The organism is Aeromonas sobria (assembly GCF_006243315.1).
Classification (GTDB): domain Bacteria; phylum Pseudomonadota; class Gammaproteobacteria; order Enterobacterales; family Aeromonadaceae; genus Aeromonas; species Aeromonas sobria_A.
Map to the genome: position 1 here is coordinate 169,333 of NZ_NKWE01000023.1, position 18,062 is coordinate 187,394.

An 18,062-nucleotide genomic window follows, 5' to 3' on the forward strand; every position below is an offset into this window, starting at 1 on the left:
CTCAGCTCAGGCCGACGATTTCGCCATCTTCATCAATATCGATATGGCGATAGGCGGGCAGGCTGCCCAGCCCCGGCATGGTCATAATGGGACCCGCCAGCGCATAGACGAACCCGGCACCGGCGCAGAGCTTCACCTCGTCGATGGGCACCTCGAAATCACGGGGCACCCCCTTGAGGGCGGGATCATGGCTGATGGAGAGCGGCGTCTTGGCCACGCAGATGGGCAAGTGATCCCACCCTTCGGCGGAAAGTTGTGCCAGCTGCTGGCGGGCTCTGTGCGAAAGCTGCACCCCGTGGCCACCGTAGCCGCACTCCACCAGAGTCGCCAGCTTGGCGGTGAGGCTCATCTCGTCGGGGTAGAGCAGCGTTACTTTGCCCGGCAGCTCGCAGGCGGCGACCACGGCGCGGGCCAGCTCACTGGCCCCCGCGCCACCTTGGGTGAAGGCGTTGGAGATGGCAGCGCCACAGGCACCGGCTTGGCGGGCCTCATGGGCCAGCAGCGCCAGCTCGGCCTCGCTGTCGGTGGGGAAGCGGTTGATGGCGACCACCACCGGCACCCCGTAGCGGCGGGCGTTCTGGATATGCCAGGCGAGGTTGGCGCAGCCTTGCTTGAGGGTCGGCAGATCTTCCCCTTGCAGGCTGGCTGGCAGCGGCTGGCCCGGACGGATATCGAGCAGGCCGCTGTTGGCCTTGAGGCCGCGCACCGTGGCCACCAGCACCACGCAGGCGGGGGTAATGCCGGATTGGCGGCTCTTGATGTTGAAGAACTTCTCCAGCCCCATGTCGGAGCCAAAACCCGCCTCGGTGACCACATAGTCGGTCAGGCCAAGGGCGATGCGATCGGCGATCACCGAGGAGTTGCCGTGGGCGATGTTGGCAAAGGGGCCTGCGTGCACCAGCACCGGCGTCTGCTCGGTGGTCTGCATCAGGGTCGGTTGCAGCGCGTCTTTGAGTAGCACCGTCATGGCGCCTGCCACTTCCAGCTGCTGGGCGGTGACGGGCTTGCCGTGGATGTCGCGGGCCAGCTGGATGCGGCCGATGCGATCGCGCAGATCCTTGAGATCGCTCGCCAGCGCCAGAATGGCCATCAGCTCGGAGGCGGCGGTGATGACGAAGCGATCGCTGCGCTCCACGCCATCGCTTGCGCCACCCTGACCTATGGTGAGGTGACGCAGGGCGCGGTCATTCATGTCGAGGGTGCGCGGCCAGAGGATATGGGCCGGGTCGATCTCGAGCCGCGGCAAACCGGTTCTGGCGGTGAACTCATCGCCGAGTTTTTGCTCGTGGAACAGGCGGGCATCGAGGGCTGCTGCCGCCAGATTGTGGGCTGCCGTCAGGGCGTGAAAATCGCCGGTGAGGTGAAGGTTCATCTCCTCCATCGGCACCACCTGAGCGTGGCCGCCACCGGCTGCGCCCCCCTTGACCCCGAATACCGGCCCGAGACTCGGCTGGCGGATAGTGGCGATGCTGGGCTGGCCGATATGGTTGAGCCCCATGGAGAGGCCCAGCGTGGTCACCGTCTTCCCTTCGCCGAGCGGGGTAGGAGTAATGGCGCTCACCAGCACCAGCTTGCCTGCTTTTTTGGGTTGGGCCTTGAGCAGTGCCAGGCTGAGTTTGCCTTTGTAGTGACCGTGAGGGCTGAGCAGGTGCTGGGGGATGGCGAGGCGTTCGGCCAGCGCGTGAATGGAGAGACGGGGGGACTGGCGGGAGATCTCGATATCGCTTAGCATCAGCACCTCGTTGGCATATCGGGGTAAAATATGCGGCGCAGTCTAGTGGAATATAACGGGTAATCCAATGACGAAAACGATTTTATTTGGTGGCGGCGAGGTTCGCCAGAATCCTGTTCTGCTGGATCTCAACGAACTCTATCATCCCCCCAAGCAGCCGATGACGGCGCTGGGGATCGTCAGTGCGCTGGTGCCACTGTTCGGTTTCGGCTGGCAGGCGATGACCCAGGATCCAGAAAGCCAGCTGCGCCACGAGATCCGCAAGCGGGTTAACAAGCACAGAACCGACGAAGCGAACCTCATTCTGATCCTGCAACTGGCCGCCATGTTTGACTGCAGCGAGCTGGAAGTGGCGCTCCCCTATGCCCTCAGTGAGTCGCAGTTGTCGGTGATCCGCACCCGGCTGCCACGCTGGCAGTTGATCCTCGAACAACAGCTGTTGCTGGCGAAGCTGATCCCCGCCGCGGCCCCCGGCAAAGGTTAGGGTTTAAGCGGAACCGTCCGCGCTGGTCATCAGGCGGGCGCATCCCACTGTTGCGGGGCGAGATAGCGCTCCTGCACGAACTCGATAAAGCAGCGCACCTTGGCCGAGACAAAGCGGCGGTGCGGATAGACAGCATAGAGCCCCACCTCCCCCTTGTCCCACTCTGGCAGCAGGCTCACCAGCTGCCCTGTCTGCAGGGGCTCCCCCACGATAAAGGTGGGCTGCAATATGATGCCCTGATCATCACAAGCGGCGCGGGTCAGCGCTACCCCGTTGTTGGCCCGCAGCGGCCCCTGCGGTCGGATACTCTGCGCCTCCCCACCCTGTTTGAAGTGCCACTCCGGCTGGGTCAGGGTATAGACCAGACAGTCGTGCTGCTTGAGATCTTCCGGGCTCTGCGGCGTGCCCTTGCGAGCCAGATAGGCGGGGCTGGCGCAGAGTGCCAGCTTGATGGTGGCCAGCTGGCGTGCCACCAGCGAGGAGTCACTGAGATGGCCGATGCGCAGCGCCAGATCGAATCCCTCTTCCACCAGTGCTACTCGCCGGTCGCTGTACTCGATATCGAGCTTGAGATCGGGAAAGCGTTGGCGAAACAGCGGCAGGGCGGGGGAGAGGTGCAGGTAGCCAAAATCCATCGGCACCGAGAGCTTGAGGGTGCCGTGGGGTTGCTGGTTGTGGTGGGTCAGCTGGCTGTGGGTCTCTTCCAGCTCCGCCAGCAGGGCGAGGGAGCGCTGGTAGTAGAACTGGCCCGCCTCGGTGGGATTGACCTGACGGGTGGTGCGCGACAGCAGCCGGGTGGCGAGGGACTCCTCCAGTTGTTGCATCAGTTTGGAGGCCATGGCGACCGAGATGCCGAGCTGGTTGGCGGCCTTGGTAAAGCTTTGGCACTCCACCACCTTGATAAAGGTGCGCATGGCGGCGATCTGGTCCATTTTCCATCCTCAGTAAATAATGAATTTAATAAATCGATGATTATTAATCTTCATAACGAGGTTAGCATTTTGGCCACTGAAGTGAACCCCAAGATGAAGGAACGAACGGATGAAAATGACCAAGGCTCTGCTGGCCTCCTGCCTGTTTATGGCGACCCCTCTGATGGCGGCGGATTACGATGTGGATGCGGCGCACACCACGGTGCAGTTCAAGGTGGGTCACCTGGGCTTCTCTGAGCTGGTGGGTCGCTTCAACACCTTCAGCGGCACCTTCAGCATGGATGACGCCAACCCGGCGGCGGCCAAGGCGAGCTTTGAGGTGGATGCCGCCAGCGTCGACTCCAACCACGAGGCCCGCGACAAGCACCTGCGCAGCCCTGACTTCCTCGATGTGAAGCAGTATCCCAAGATGACCTTCGTCAGCTCCGCTTACGAGGGCACCAAGGACAAAGGCGTGCTGAAAGGGACTCTGACCCTGCATGGCGTTTCCAAGGAAGTGGCCTTCGATCTGGTCAAGATCGGTGAGGGCAAGGATCCTTGGGGCGGCTACCGCAGCGGTTTCAACGCCTCCACCTCCATCAAGCGCAGTGATTTTGGCGTGAGCTACATGCTGCCCGGCATCCCGGACGAGATGAACATCAACCTGTTTGTCGAAGGCGTGCGCAAGTAATGGGCGCTTCACTTCTGCTGCAAACCCTGGCGGCTCCTCTGGGAGCCGCTTTGCTATCGTGGCGCTGGCCGCGACTGGGGTATCTGTGGGGCGCGCTGGCGCTCTGGCTGGTGGGATCCTTGCTCGGCGGCCTCTATGGCATTCCGGCCAAGGCGTGGCAGTGGCTGCCACTGACCTTGCTGGTGCCCGCCATCGCAGCTCAGGTGAGCGACCTGCGCGGATCGCTGCTGCTTTTTGCCGTTATCAGTGCGCTGGTGTGGTGGCAGGGGTTGGCCTCGGTACTGGCCAGCGAGCCGATGATCTGGCTGGCGTTGCTGCCTGCCATCCTCTGGTTTGGCTGGAGCAGCCTGCGCGGTGACAGTCGCGAGGGGCTCGGTTTTGCCCTCGGCTTTATCTGGCTGGCGCTGGTGATCGGCATCGATGGCAGCCTGCTGATTGCCCAGCTGGCCGGTGCCTTGGCGGCTTTCGCCGGTTTTCGCGCGTTGCTCGCCACCTTTGCAGCCATCAAGGTGGCACCCGCCGCTCTGGCGCTGGCCCTCGCCTTCGTTCAGATGCTCGCCTGGCAATATGTGGAGGTGCCGCTGGTGGTGTTGCTGCCGGTCTGGTTGCTGCCGCTGCTGGAGTGGGCCTTGCGTGACCAGCGGTTGCCACTGCGCTGGGGAGCACTGATCCTGCTTGCCGCCGCGGGAACCGGACTCAGCCTGTGGTGGGTGTGGCCTGCTGCTTCTTTGTACTGATTTTTGCATGAAAAACAGGCAATTACAGTCATTTTTGCATACCCGCTCATACTCTTGGCAGATAATGATTGAGCCCCCTATGTGTTTCAGATAAAAAGGATTTTCATTTTATTTGGACACACACAGAACCCGGTTATGCCGGGTTCTGTGTGTTTGCTTGCAGCACACTTTTTGCGGCACATAAGGAGGCCACAGTTGCGCAGTCAAGGATCTGAGCATCTGTTTTTTCGCCATTTCACTGGACAGGGACGCATCGACGGGCTCTGCATTCTGCTGGTCACTCATCTGCTGCCCGATCGCCCCCGTTTTATCGAAGCGCTTTCCCAGATTGGGCGGATTGGCGCCATTTTGCCCAAACCGAAATCGGTACACGGCCCGACCCTGGAGTGGGTCTCCCAGCACTATCCGGTGCTGCCCCTCAACCGGCGCTGGACCAATGATCCCGACAGCATCATCCAGCAGATTGCGCCGCTGGTGGCCCCTCACGAGCGGCTGCTGATCCTCGATATCGGCGGCTACTTCGCCAGAACTCAGATGATCTTGAGCGAATACTTCGGCCCCCGTTTCCTCGGGGTGGTGGAGATGACCGAGAACGGCCATCAGCGCTATGAGCAGGAGGTGCTGGCGACTCCGGTGGTGTCGGTGGCGCGCAGCCCCCTCAAGCAGGCCGAGGATATCCAGATTGGTCTGAGCGTGGTCTACTCCGCCGAGTCGCTGGCGCGCACCCTCAACCGCACCTTTAACGTTTGTGAAGCCGTGCTGTTCGGCTATGGCAAGGTGGGGCGCAGCATCGCCCGCGACTTGCGTGGTCGCAACCTCCATCTGGGACTGGTGGAGACCGATGTGCTGCGACAGGTTGAAGCGCTCTCCCACGGTTTTCGCCTGATCACCAAGGCCGAGGCCCTCGGCCGCGCCGAGCTGGTGATCTGCTCCACCGGCAACGGCTCGCTGGATCTGGCGGATCTGCAGGCGCTGCGCCCCGGCACCATGGTGGCCTCGGTCACCTCTGCCGACGACGAGTTTGCCTTCTCGCTAGCCCAGCTGCCGTGGCCGAGCGAAGAGGTGTGCCCCCATGTGCTGGCCCTCAACCGGCCCGATGGCACCCAGATCTACCTGCTCAACCGGGGCGAGGCGGTCAACTTCGTCCATGGCGCCGTGATTGGCGAATATGTCTATCTGGTGCTGGCGGAGATCATGGAAGGGATCCGGATGCTGGCGGCAGGCCCTCTTGCACCCGGCCTGTTCGAGCTGCCAGAATCGGCGATGCGTACCATTGCCCGCCATTGGCTGGCCGATTTTCATGGTGTTGACCAGCACTGACTTGACCAGAATGGTGTCTGCCAATCGGCAGATGCACGCCATTCCCTGCCATTGGCCGCTTTTTTTATGGAGTCACTCATGACCGAGTCTGAAACCCTGATCAGCAAACCCCGCATCGAAATCCGCTACTGCACCCTCTGTCGCTGGATGTTGCGCGCCGCCTGGCTGGCGCAGGAGCTGCTCTCCACCTTCGACAGCGATCTGGGGGAGGTGGCGCTGGTGCCGGCCAGCAAGGGGGAGTTCCGCATTCTGGTGGGCGGGGTGCAGGTGTGGGATCGGGTGGTTGATGACGGCTTCCCCGAGGCCAAGGAGATCAAACAGCGGGTGCGCGATGTTATCGCACCGGAACGGGATCTCGGCCACTCGGATCGCAAGGCGGCCGAGTAGCGTCAACTTGGTATATCGCCCGTAAAGGTTGCCAGCAATATAGAAAAAGGAGAGGGAGGCGATGGCCTCCCTCTCCTTTTAGTTTCCCGCTTGTGGGGATGGGCTATCCGGGCGGTTTGCCCGGATAGCCACATCCAGAGTGGCAATAATCTTATGCGCGCCAAGCGGCGGTCAGGCGCACCAGCTCTATCAGGGTGGCGACCGATTTTTCCATGGATTGCAGCGGGATGAACTCGTGCTTGCCGTGGAAGTTGTGGCCACCGGTGAAGAGGTTGGGGCAGGGCAGACCCATAAAGGAGAGGCGGGCGCCATCGGTACCGCCGCGAATGGGCTTGATCTTCGGCACCACGTCGGCGGCCTCCATGGCGGCGCGCGCCAGCTCGACGATATGCATGTGCGGCTCAATCTGGCTGCGCATGTTGCGGTAGCTGTCGGTCAGGGTCAGCTCGATGCGGGCCTTGGGATACTCGGCCTGCATGGCGGCGACCCGGCTCTCTATCTCGGCTTTGCGCGCAGCGAAACGCTGGTCGTCGAAGTCACGGATGATGTAGTGCAGAGTGCTCTCCTCCACGGTGCCGCTCATTTGGGCCAGATGGAAGAAGCCCTCGTACCCTTCGGTGCACTCTGGGGTCTGTTCGGCGGGCATGGCGGCGTGGAAGCGGGCGGCCAGGGTCTGGCTGTTAATCATGCTGCCCTTGGCGGTGCCGGGGTGGACGTTGTTGCCGACAAAACGCAGGTTGGCGCTGGCGGCGTTGAAGTTTTCATACTCCAACTCCCCCAGTTCGCCGCCATCGACGGTATAGGCCCACTTGGCCGGGAAACGATCGAGCGGGAACAGGTTGGCGCCGCGGCCGATCTCTTCATCCGGGGTGAAGCCGACCCAGATATCGCCGCGCGGGATCTCGGGGTGAGCCTGCAGATGGTCGATGGCGGTGAGGATCTCGGCGATGCCCGCCTTGTCATCGGCGCCCAGCAGGGTAGTGCCGTCGGTGGTGATGAGATCCTGACCCAGATAGTTTTTCAGGAAACGGTAGTCACGGATGGCGAGCACCTCGTCACCCTTGCCAAGGCAGATGTCACCGCCCTGATAATTTTCAATGAGCTGGGGCACCACCTGCTCCGCCTCATAGTCAGCGGTATCCATGTGGGCAATCAGGCCGATGGCGGGGGCGTCCGGCTGGTTGCCCGGCAGGCAGCCGGTGAGGTAGCCGTGCTCATCCAGGGTGACCTGGGTCAGCCCCAGTGCGTCCATCTCCCCTTGCAGGGCACGGGCAAAGATCAGCTGGCCTTCGCTGCTGGGGCAGGCAGGATTGGTCTCATCGGAGCGGGTATGAAAAGTCACGTAACGCAGAAAACGCTCAAGCAGGGTATCCATTAGTCAGCCTCTAACCGGTTGTGAGCGGTCATTGTGGCCAATCCGTGTCGGCCACTCATTGCGTCAGCGCAGGTTTTTCCCATTTTTTGACGCACAGCGCGGCGGTGCGCCGAATGGCTGTCGGGTACCCGTGGCGTGCCGGTGCGCATAAAATGTGGCGTTATCGCGATATTTAGGCGCTTGTGGTGGGGGTGAAATTCCCCCCAGCCACCGCACAGCAAGGCGTCAGCCTTGCCGTGTCGTTTTAACACACTTTTCAAGGGGAAATAGCCGCATCGCATAACCAGTGCCACCCCAGAGCCCGCCTGCCCGCCAGCAAGATTTCATCCCTTGGTTAAAAGGGGATTTTGAGCACTCTTTTTTATTGTCACTGCCTGCGGTAAGTGTGTACACTCCGCGCCGATCCAAGGGCAACTCTGAAGCAGGCAGCGCCGCCAGATACCCGACCGATCATACGCCTATAGGGCGAGGCACGCAGAAACGACAGACACTGCTGGGCATGGTTTCTTTAATACCGGTTAGGCTCCGGTATCAGGGAGAGCAACAGACTCTCATCGTTCATTTGACCGAGTGGGCCAATGGCTCATCATCTTCCCTTGTCATGGGTGGTCACTTGATGTGAGCTGGGCTGTGGTTGTTGTCGTCTATCAACACGCATGCGTGCTGGCGTCTTCGCTTCTCTTCCTTGAAACCCTCTCCTTCTGTCGTGATGGCTGCCGAATGATGAACTGACGGCGTGGCTGATGTCGTCTGTCATCAAAGTACCGCGGCGCCCCGTTTAAGGTGGCACCGCATACCGTTGAGCTTGATGTAAAGCCACCAGCCCCACATCAAGACTCGTTACTTCCCAAAATCCACCAGACAGCGTTGGCTTGCCACGATGTAAAGAAAGAGGGTCTGGATGTGATAGAGGGTAACGAAGGCGACTTCTGGTCGCTCATTTGCGAGGCATAGCCCATGACTAACTGGTCCAGCAAGGACTCCTTGAAGGTCTACAACGTTCCCTACTGGGGTGCGGGTTTTTTCAATATCAATGACGCCGGTCAGGTGACCGTTGCTCCCGACAAGTCGCGCCCTGATGCACATATTGTCATCTCTGATGCCATCGAACAGCTGCGTCAATCCGGGCTGACTACCCCCGTGTTGCTGCGTTTCCCCGACATCCTCAAGAGCCGGGTCGATGCACTGTTCAACGCCTTTGGTCAGGCCATCGAGAAGTCAGGCTATCAAGGGGAGTACCTGTGCGTTTACCCGATCAAGGTAAACCAGCAGCGTCGCGTCATCGAGACCATCAGCCAGTCCTACAGCGACAAGCCCCGGCTTGGCCTGGAAGCTGGGTCCAAACCGGAACTGCTGGCCGTGCTGTCCCATCACCATGATCAAGGATCGGTGATCGTCTGTAACGGTTACAAAGACCGCGAATATATTCGCCATGCCCTGCTCGGCAATCTGATGGGCCACAAGGTCTACATAGTGGTAGAGAAGCCCTCCGAGCTTGAGATGGTGCTGGACGAGTCAGCTCGCCTCAACATCAAGCCCAATATCGGGGTGCGCGCCAAGCTTGCCTCCACCGGCTCCGGCATGTGGGAATCGAGCGGCGGCTCCATGTCGAAATTCGGCCTATCAGCCTCCCAGATCCTGGCGCTGGTCGAGCGTCTGCGCAGCCTGAACAAGCTGGATTGCCTGCAACTGCTGCACTTCCATCTGGGCTCCCAGATCGCCAACATCCGCGACATTCAGGGTGGGATCCGCGAGTGCGGCCGCTTCTATTCCGAATTGCGTCGTCTGGGTGTGCCCATCGATGTGGTCGATGTCGGCGGTGGTTTGGGTGTGGACTATGAGGGCACTCGTTCCCAGAGCCACTGCTCCGCCAACTACAGCCTCTCCGAGTACGCCAACAACGTGGTGTGGGGCATCGGCGATGTTTGCCGCGAGTTCGATCTGCCGCACCCCACCATTATCAGCGAGTCCGGCCGTGCCCTGACCGCCCACCACGCCGTGCTGGTCACCAATCTGATTGGTGCCGAAGGGGTGGAGATGAGCGATATCAGCGCGCCGGACGAAGATGCTCCCACCATTTTGCAGAATATGTGGAAAGGTTGGCTGGATCTGCGCAGCGAAGATCCCTCCCTGCTGGAGATCTTCCACGACTCGGTGGCCGATCTCGGTGATGTGAACACCCAGTACACCATGGGCCTGCTCAACCTTGAGCAGCGAGCCTGGGCCGAGATGCTGCACCAGAACACCTGTCTGGCGCTCAAAGAGCTGCTCAACCCGGTCAACCGCAACCACCGTGCGCTGGCGGACGAACTGAGTGAAAAGCTGGCGGACAAGTGCTTTGCCAACTTCTCCCTGTTCCAGTCCCTGCCAGATGCCTGGGGTATCGGCCAGGTGTTCCCGGTGATGCCGCTGACCGGGCTTGAGCGTCCGCTCACTCGTCGTGGCATCCTGATGGACATCACCTGCGACTCCGACGGTCAGGTGGAGCACTACGTCGACGGTCTGGGGGTCGAGAGCACCCTGCCGATGCCGGAGTACGCCGAGAACGAAGTGTGCCACGTCGGCTTCTTCCTGGTTGGTGCCTATCAGGAGATCCTGGGGGATCTGCACAACCTGTTCGGTGATACCCACTGCGCCGAAGTGTGGCTGGATGACGAAGGCAAGATGGACATTCGCAACATAGTGCGCGGCGACACCGTCGACCAACTGCTGCGTTACGTCAACATCGACCCGTCAGTGATCCGCGAGAGCTATCAGCGGATCTCCGCCCATCCGGCGCTGGACGAGGCCACCCGCAAAGCCCTGCTCGACGAGCTGGAGCTGGGTCTGCAAGGCTACGCCTATCTGGAAGACGAAGAGTAAGTCTCTGGCTTGTGCTTCCGCAGTTGCGGGGATGAAAAAACGGCGCCTTCGGGCGCCGTTTTACTGCTATCTAAAAATTAAGGAGAGAGGAGAGGGATGTGTCTGCTCGACATTCTCAGCTGGCATTGGCCAACAGGGATTGGTGGAAATCATGCTCCGTTTCGGTTTTATTGCAGCGTTGCTGAATTGCATGTTGAAGCAGCACCAGTGTAATACCCAACATTCCTCCCAGCATGGCAGCAAGGATGACGATCAGCGGACGCTTGGGTTTATCACGGCTAAGTGGTGTGCTTGGGGTATCCAGATAAGTGAATGGGCTGAGTGTTAGTTTACCAAGATTGATGCTCTTCAGCCGGGCGAGTTGTGCATTCAGATCCATTATCCCTGGCTGATATTCTTCGATCTTCAGCGACTTGAGAATGTTTAACTTTCGAGCCAATGCATCCTGACCAAGGGTGATTGGGAAGCGGTCACCGTAGTTGAAATTTACCAATGGTTTGTTCACTTTGGCTGCTTTGGCAATGCTCATACTGTATTCGATGCTGTCTATCTCTCTGGATAAGGAGCGCTGTGCATCTTCGGTTTTCAGCCTTATTTCCAATTTAAGCGTGTTGATCTGGCTTTGTCGATTGTTCTCTAGAATATTGAGCTGCTCTTGGCCTTGTAACCGAACGATATAGTCAATATACCCCGTCAGTATGGAGAGGGAATCTTCCTTGTTAAAGAAAGAAAAAGAGAGATGGACGCCAGGTTCTTCCCCTTTTTTGTCTTCAGGAGTAAGTTGCATCCATTTTGACCACTGTCTCAGCAGCAGCTGTTGCTGGTCATTCAAGTTATTCTTGGCCACATATTCTTTGAATGGTGTAGTGCTCTGTAAGTAATTTCTAATGTTGTTGTAAGACTTGAATTCCAACAAAAATTCGTTATAGATGGAGTCGTTATTCTTAACACCACTCAGCCCCAATAAATTGAGCTTAGCCCTCAGCCTATCAAGTTCCAGAGTGTCGAGTTGCTTGGGTTGATAAATAGTCGCATGAGCGGTCCATTGCTCCGGTGCGAGTACTGCATACAACACACCTATGCCACCAAAAATAAAGGTCGCGAGTAAAATTTTCGACTTTTTCTTCCACAGTTGCGTGAACAACTCCAAAAGATTGATCTCATCATCTTGCCTGCCAATTATCCCGTAGTTGTTTGTTTTGTTAATTTGGTTGAGCATGGTTTTATTGGTCTGAATTTGTCGCAGGTATCTTTTATAACGCATTTAAGACCTGCGTTCATCTATTTGTTTATAAACTAGCGCAGCTGGGCATACTCTCATGCTATGAAGTTAATATGTGCACTCATATTTAGAGTGTTTTTGTGTATTCTTTGGGTTAGTTATGTTTCTTGTTTATATGGTGTATTGAATGGCCATGAAAATGGTAAATAAATGTAATGTTGACATGATCTGTATCGACGGTAAGTGGTATCACTACGACCACTGCAGCACCAACGTCTACCTGCTGATGGGGGGCGCTGCGCCGAGCCTTCAGCTGGCCTATGAGCCGAGCAGCGAAGAGGAGCTGATTGAGATGCTCCAGCAGCTGGGGCGCTTGTGAATCACCGAATTGACTTCTGGCCATATGGCCATCGGGCGCGTTGCCACTATGGCCACCATTTTTCACCGCTGCACCTTATTTCAGCAGGTTTTATTGCCCAGTAGCCCCTTGCCTAAATAACTGATCCTAATAGTGCTACACCTTCGCTGTGCCATAGCCATTCCCGGGGAAGGAGACACGGTATCCATGAAGTATTTCACTCGAGCCAGCAGGTTGGCCATCCCTCTGCATTGATGATTGCGCGTGATGGTTTCATGTAACTTGTGCCACAGCCGTTCGATGTGATTAACCCAAGGACTGTAAACTGGCTGGAATACCAGGCAGAACTTGGGGTTCTTCTTCAACCATCGCTCGGTCTGTTTGCTTTTGTGAATGATGTAGTTATCGAGGATCAGCGTGATGGTTTTGGCTCGTCGGTAGTGGTGGCGCAGCTTTTCCCGCATGGCGATAAACAGCGATGAGTTTTTCTTTATCCCGCTGACGTAAAGTACCCTTCCGTTGCCTGCATGGAGAACGCCTGCCAGGTAATGCTTTGCATTCTGCCCCGGTGTGACAACTCGCTTTTGCTGCGCTCTGAACATCCAGTCGGCCCCTAATTTGGGATTGAGGTCTATATCGACTTCATCCTCATAAAACACCGGATTGTCGGCATTACAACGGGCCAGCGTGGCGTCGATATTCGCCATTTTCTCCTGATAGGCCGGGTCTTTTATCCGCAAGGTCGGCACGGGCCTGCGCCAGACAATCCCCATACGAGGTAACCATCGACGAAGTGTGGAGGCGGCCACATTGAGCCCTGTTAACCGATTGATTTTGATAGCCAATAGTTCGGTACACCAACGGCTGCGCTGATAACCAAAATCTTGCGGAGAAAACTGCATGAGCAGCACCAGTAAGGTGACCATCTTAGCGATAGGTAAAACTGGGGCACGGCCAGCCGGTAAGGCTTCTAGCGCATCTATGCCTTCATCTCGATACCACCGAAGCCAACGACCGATGGTCGAGCGCGCAGCGCCGGTAAGGTGATGAACATCGGTGACCGTACGTCCTTCATGTAACAGCAAGATGGCCATCAAGCGACGAGCATGTCCTGTATCACGCGTGGCATGGATGATTTTGTGAATGCGGCGCCGTTGTGACCGTGGCAGGGGTGGTAGGATAGGCATCAACTCAGTCCTTTGGGTGTGGCTTGTTTTGTTTGGCGACTAATGAGATCGCACAAACTGGACTGAGTTCCCTTCCTCCGGTGATCTACTATTCGGAACAGCAATTTAGCTCCAGCATGGCGACGGCCGCGGCGTAGGTGCTATCGGACTTGCCTATCTCGTCCGCCACATAGAGAAAATTGGATTGGTACTTCTCGACGGCCTCTCGCGGGCTGGTGGCGTCAATAAAGTCCTCCTCCACCTCGAATCCTTGGGTCAGCAGTGCCGCCTTTTCACTCAGAAAAGTCGGGGAAGCCATGTCGATAAAGGTGTATTGCTGCCGATTGGACGCCGGAACGGTAAAAAACTGGTATCTGGCCATGGGTAAATCCTTGCCTGAAGCGGGTGATAGATGAAGTGACGCTGGTTTTATCTGTGGCTGGCAGGCGGCTTGCCTCGACATCGCAGGCAGTGCGCGTCGGAAATACCGCATTTTGTTTTCGTTCGAGACTACTTTGTTGGCGTTTGCCCGGCAAGTGGGAGCAGAGATTTTCTGGATTATCCGTTTAACCGAGATGTTGTGGGGAGATGCGAGACCAGGATAATGCCGGGCTCACGTTGAGCCCGGCTTGTCAGCGCGGGGTCACAGCACGAAGCTCTGCACCATGGCGCGCAGCTGTTCGGTGAGTTGGTGGATCTGGCGGGCGGCATCGCGGGCGGCGTTGGCCACCTGCAGCGCCTCGTCGCTGCCATCGGAGATCCGCACCACGTTGCGTTCGATCTCGTTGACCACGGCCCCTTGCTGCTCGATGGCGCTGGCGATGATGGCGTTGGTATCGACCATCCGATCCACCTTCTCGGTGATGGCGCCAAAGGCCTGTTTCGCCTCCTGCGCCAGACCGACCCCCTCCTGCGCTTCATGGCTGGCCGCCGACATGGCAGTGACCGAGGCGCGGGCACCGGATTGCAACTGTTCAATCATCTTCTGGATCTCGACGGTGGCCCCCTGGGTACGGTTGGCCAGGGAGCGCACCTCATCGGCCACCACTGCAAAGCCACGGCCTTGCTCACCGGCTCGGGCCGCTTCGATGGCGGCGTTGAGGGCCAGCAGGTTGGTCTGTTCGGCGATACCGCGGATCACGCTGATGACGCCGCCAATCTGGCTACACTGCTGCTCCAGCTGACCTATGGTGTCGGCGGTACGCAGCACCTCGCGGTTGATATGGTCGATGGCCTTGATGGTGCGCTCCACCACATCCTCGCCCTGACCGACCACGTTTTGTGCCTCCTGCGTCATGCGGGCGGCTTGCAGGGCGTTGCCCGCCATGTCTTGTGAGGTGGCGGCCAGCTCCTTGATGGCGGTGGCGACCTGATGGGTCTCCCCTTGCTGATCGGCAATCACCTCCTGCGAGCGGCAGGTGCGCGCTTCGATGTCGGTGGCGCTCTCCACCACGGTGACGCCATTCTCCCGCACCCGCAGCATCAGGGTGCGCAGGGTTTCCAGGGTTACGTTGTAATCCCGGCTGATGGCGGCCAGCTCGTCCTGACCGACGATCTCGATATGCTGGCTGAGATCCCGGGCGTTGACCCGGGCGGCAATATCGCGCACCCGCCCCACGGTTTCGCGCAGGGAGAGATAGGCGCCGATCATCAGGTAGAGGTAGAGCAGTAAGCTGGCAGTCAGCGGCGCGGTGACCCACCAGAAGTGGTGTTGGTTGGCCACCAGTCGCTGGTGCAGATCGGCCTCCAGCCGTTGGCGCACATGGCCTGCCAGTGCAGTGATAGCACCATCCATGTTATCCCCCAGTGCCTGCACCTCCTTGGTGGAGAGCTGCACCAGCTGATCTTTCATCATCTTGTTTTCCATGGTATCGACCCCCTGACGCACCAGCTGTATCAGGGCATCGGTCTGCTGGCCCAGCTCGGCGCGGTAGGCCGGTTCGATCTGGTAGAGCAGGGTCAGGTCAGCTTCCAGCTCCTGCAGGGTGGCATTGATAAGGTCGAGACGAAAACGCAGGCCGCTGTAGCCCTCTGCCTGAAACAGGCCGAAGTCGGCGATGGTGGCGGCGCGATCCCGCACCTGAGCCAGCAGGTCGCGCAGCTGTGGCAACCGCTCGCTGGAGAGGATCACCATGTAGTAAGTGCCGAGCGCCGGATCCTGAATCAGGCTGCTGGAGGCGGTGATGTGCTTGTAGAGGTGGCGCACCCCGGTCAGCAGCTTGTCGTGGCGCAGGTTGCTCTGCTCCACCTCCAGCTTGCCCACTTCACTCTGCAGGGCGGCCCAGCCCTGCTTGAGGGCATCAAAGGAGGGGTTGTTCTGGCGGGTGTCGGCAAAGGCTTGCAGGCTCTGATCCACCGCTTGCGCGGCCGCCTTGACCTGATCGTCACCGACCGGATCCACCTCATAGGCGTGGCGGGTCACCAGATTGCGATGGATGAGCAGGGCTTGCTCGATGGCGGGAAGGGGGGCGAGATTGACCACCCCCGCCAGCTCCCGGTTGGCCTGCTCGCTGTCATCCTGTAGCCGCCCCAGCAGATTGGCCATGCTGTAGGCCAGCGGCAGCAGCATCAGGCAGGACCAGAGCAGAAATTTGTATTTGAAGGAGAGCTGATTGCCCAGCCGGATGGCGGGGTTGAAAATCCATTTCATGTTAAGCCTCGATACCTGAGTGCGGGCGTGATGGGTGCTGCCTGAATAGTACTCTGAGCGGTTCCCCCTTGGGTGAGGCTCGATTGCAAGTTGTGATCCCCTTGGCTTTTTGTCTCTGTGGGGGAAGCAGGACGAGCCATCTGTTCCGCTATTGATAGCAATAGAAAACGGGCCACCCGAAGGTGACCCGTGGTCGATAAGAGGATATCCGCTTGCAGTCGATCAGTTGAACGCCAGGAAGGGCGAGACACAGAGCAGCAGGCCGGTGACGATGATGATGTAAAGGGACGTGCCCTTGTACTTGTGCAGTGCCGGTACCTGATAGACCAGATAGGCCGGGATCAGGCAACCGACCATGCCGAAGATGGGGCTGCAGATGGAGGTGAAGCTCAGTACCGGTGCGTTGAGCACGATGGCACCCCAGGAGAGCATGACGGTAAAGACCATGATGCCTTTGCCCACCAGATCCCGGTTGATGCGGTTTTCCGGCATCACCCGGCGCAGCAGGTTCATCGCCAGTCCCTGACAGGCTTCACGGAAACCGAGGTAAACGCCGAAGTAGGCGGTCATCACCGCGAAGATGTTGAGGGTCAGGCTGAGCAGCTTGAGGGTCTGGCCGGGCATCCCCTGGGCTACCATGGCCAGCGCGGAGATGTTCTCTTCAGAGGCTTTGACCGCCTGATCGTGGCCCATGGCCAGGGTGAAGGAGACCGCGTAGAAGAACACCACCACGAACAGGATGCCGAAGGCGATATTCATGGCGCGCATCGCCTTGAAGCGGGCCACTTCCAGCGACTTCTCCCGGGAGCGGTAGGAGATCACCATGGGGCTCAGGCTCTGGATAAAGAGGATGGAGGTGAGGGTGAAGGGCAGCATGATGATGGCATCCTTCATCCAGTCACCGGCAGCAGGCATGGCGGTGATGTTGGCCGCATCCCACTTGTCCACCATCATCAGGCCGAGCACGGCTACCACGCTGATCTTGGTCAGCACCATAAAGGTGGAGATCTTGAACAGCAGGTTCTCGCCACGGGAGGCCAGCGCCACCAGACCGCAGATCAGCACCAGACCATAGAAGGGATTGTCCGAGATCAGACCGTCGGTGACGCCGAAGCTTTGCAAGAAGGAGGCGCTGTCATTGGTGATGGCTGTGGAGTAGACAAAGACCCAGATCACCAGCATCACAAAATAGAGGGCGCCGAGCAGCATGCCCCAGTTTTTGCCGAGGTAACCGGTGATGACGCTGGGGTAATCCTTGCACTCTGGCGAGGTGGCCAGGGTGTTGATAAAGAGGCGCTGGAACATATACATGGCCGGGTAGCCGATCACCGCTGAGAGCAAAAAGACCCACAAACCCATCAGACCCACCTGTACCGGCAGGAAGACGATCCCCGCGCCGATGGCCATGCCGATGCTCATGATAATCCAGCCCCAGTCGGTGCTGTCGAAGCGAACCGCTTCTTTCCATTCCAGGGTACCCATAGTTGGGCTGGTGAGTGTGGTGCTATGTGCGTCCATTAAAACCTTCTTTTTATAGGGGTAAGTGAGGGCGGCGCAAATATAGTTGCATTATTGGTTTGCACACAATGCCCTGAACGGTACTTTTGTTGAAATATGGACGGTGATCACGGTTTGTTTTGAGACCTGAAGATGCTTTCTGACCCCATCTTGTATATTTTTGTTGAATGAATAAAATAAAAAGCAAATAATGTTGCAAGAAATTAGATTCATAACTGCAAAAAAAATTGCATGCATTGGAGTGGTAAAATGAAAAGCATCATCACAGCAGCAGCGGCACCTGACGCTATCGGCCCTTACAGCCACGGCACCGCCTATGGCGATCTCATCTTTACCTCCGGCCAGCTGCCGGTCTGCAAGCAGCAAGGTGGCGTGGTGGAAGGGGGCATTGCTGCTCAGACTCGCCAGTCGTTGGAGAACCTGAAATTCGTGCTGGAAGCCGCGGGCGGCTCGCTCGATACCGTGCTCAAAACCACCTGCTACCTGGCCGAGATCAGCGATTTTGCCGCGTTCAACGAGGTCTATAAAGCCTATTTCCAGAAAGATTGTCCGGCGCGCAGCTGCTTCGCAGTGAAGGATCTGCCGATGGGCGTCAAGGTTGAAGTGGAAGCGATCGCCCATATCGCTCGTTAATGCTGAAAAAAAGGTT

Annotated in this window: 15 protein-coding genes and 1 pseudogene; 8 read left to right on the top strand and 8 right to left on the bottom strand. The window is 58.4% G+C overall.

Features of this window, described 5'->3' with window-relative positions; translation table 11 throughout:
- Position 1: 1 nt before the first annotated feature.
- On the bottom strand, positions 2-1,732 hold the full coding sequence (locus CF137_RS07920; protein WP_139718613.1) for a formate--tetrahydrofolate ligase: 1,731 nt from the start codon (positions 1,730-1,732) through the stop codon (positions 2-4).
- Positions 1,733-1,799: 67 nt separating this feature from the next.
- Between CF137_RS07920 and CF137_RS07925 the strand changes: the two genes are divergently transcribed.
- Complete coding sequence (locus CF137_RS07925; RefSeq protein WP_139718614.1) at positions 1,800-2,216, top strand: hypothetical protein; 417 nt, start codon at positions 1,800-1,802, stop codon at positions 2,214-2,216.
- Positions 2,217-2,245: 29 nt separating this feature from the next.
- On the opposite strand, the gene CF137_RS07930 is transcribed toward CF137_RS07925, so the two are convergent.
- The gene (locus CF137_RS07930) at positions 2,246-3,148 is read right to left on the bottom strand and encodes a LysR family transcriptional regulator (protein WP_101324279.1); all 903 of its coding nucleotides are present in this window, start codon (positions 3,146-3,148) and stop codon (positions 2,246-2,248) included.
- 109 nt (positions 3,149-3,257) lie between these two features.
- On the opposite strand from CF137_RS07930, the gene CF137_RS07935 reads away from it, so the two are divergent.
- The 4 genes from CF137_RS07935 (at position 3,258) to CF137_RS07950 (ending at position 6,262) form a co-directional block, all read left to right on the top strand.
- Positions 3,258-3,818 carry a YceI family protein gene (locus tag CF137_RS07935; RefSeq protein ID WP_139718615.1) on the top strand — a complete coding sequence of 187 codons (561 nt, stop codon included), beginning with the start codon at positions 3,258-3,260 and terminating at the stop codon, positions 3,816-3,818.
- Positions 3,818-4,555, top strand: a complete 738-nt coding sequence (locus CF137_RS07940; protein WP_139718616.1) for a hypothetical protein — start codon at positions 3,818-3,820, stop codon at positions 4,553-4,555. The genes CF137_RS07935 and CF137_RS07940 overlap by 1 nt, the downstream gene beginning before the upstream one ends.
- A gap of 195 nt (positions 4,556-4,750) precedes the next feature.
- Positions 4,751-5,875 carry an adenosylhomocysteinase gene (locus CF137_RS07945; protein ID WP_139718617.1) on the top strand — a complete coding sequence of 375 codons (1,125 nt, stop codon included), beginning with the start codon at positions 4,751-4,753 and terminating at the stop codon, positions 5,873-5,875.
- A gap of 78 nt (positions 5,876-5,953) precedes the next feature.
- On the top strand, positions 5,954-6,262 hold the full coding sequence (locus CF137_RS07950; protein WP_019445942.1) for an Rdx family protein: 309 nt from the start codon (positions 5,954-5,956) through the stop codon (positions 6,260-6,262).
- Between the two features lie 151 nt (positions 6,263-6,413).
- On the opposite strand, the gene pepT is transcribed toward CF137_RS07950, so the two are convergent.
- Positions 6,414-7,637, bottom strand: coding sequence for a peptidase T (gene pepT / locus CF137_RS07955; protein ID WP_139718618.1), 1,224 nt, complete (start codon positions 7,635-7,637; stop codon positions 6,414-6,416).
- A 957-nt stretch (positions 7,638-8,594) separates the two neighbouring features.
- Between pepT and speA the strand changes: the two genes are divergently transcribed.
- On the top strand, positions 8,595-10,499 hold the full coding sequence (gene speA, locus CF137_RS07965) for a biosynthetic arginine decarboxylase (RefSeq protein ID WP_139718619.1): 1,905 nt from the start codon (positions 8,595-8,597) through the stop codon (positions 10,497-10,499).
- Between the two features lie 115 nt (positions 10,500-10,614).
- Here the strand turns inward: speA and CF137_RS07970 are convergent, their stop codons facing one another.
- Positions 10,615-11,763, bottom strand: a complete 1,149-nt coding sequence (locus tag CF137_RS07970; RefSeq protein WP_139718620.1) for an LPS O-antigen chain length determinant protein WzzB — start codon at positions 11,761-11,763, stop codon at positions 10,615-10,617.
- A 181-nt stretch (positions 11,764-11,944) separates the two neighbouring features.
- Between CF137_RS07970 and CF137_RS07975 the strand changes: the two genes are divergently transcribed.
- Positions 11,945-12,100 carry a hypothetical protein gene (locus CF137_RS07975; RefSeq protein WP_414731096.1) on the top strand — a complete coding sequence of 52 codons (156 nt, stop codon included), beginning with the start codon at positions 11,945-11,947 and terminating at the stop codon, positions 12,098-12,100.
- Between the two features lie 135 nt (positions 12,101-12,235).
- Here CF137_RS07975 and CF137_RS07980 read toward each other — a convergent pair.
- From CF137_RS07980 to CF137_RS07995, 4 genes and pseudogenes are all read right to left on the bottom strand, one after another.
- A pseudogene (locus CF137_RS07980) lies at positions 12,236-13,266 on the bottom strand (IS630 family transposase).
- Positions 13,267-13,354: 88 nt separating this feature from the next.
- Positions 13,355-13,627, bottom strand: a complete 273-nt coding sequence (locus tag CF137_RS07985; RefSeq protein ID WP_139718622.1) for a hypothetical protein — start codon at positions 13,625-13,627, stop codon at positions 13,355-13,357.
- 261 nt (positions 13,628-13,888) lie between these two features.
- Positions 13,889-15,895: a methyl-accepting chemotaxis protein gene (locus CF137_RS07990; protein WP_139718623.1), complete on the bottom strand. Its 2,007-nt coding sequence runs from the start codon at positions 15,893-15,895 to the stop codon at positions 13,889-13,891.
- Between the two features lie 222 nt (positions 15,896-16,117).
- A complete protein-coding gene (locus tag CF137_RS07995) occupies positions 16,118-17,413 on the bottom strand; it encodes an SLC5/6 family protein (protein ID WP_204787362.1) in 1,296 nt (431 codons plus the stop codon).
- A 249-nt stretch (positions 17,414-17,662) separates the two neighbouring features.
- On the opposite strand from CF137_RS07995, the gene CF137_RS08000 reads away from it, so the two are divergent.
- Positions 17,663-18,046 carry a Rid family detoxifying hydrolase gene (locus CF137_RS08000; protein WP_139718624.1) on the top strand — a complete coding sequence of 128 codons (384 nt, stop codon included), beginning with the start codon at positions 17,663-17,665 and terminating at the stop codon, positions 18,044-18,046.
- The last annotated feature ends 16 nt before the right edge of the window (positions 18,047-18,062 follow it).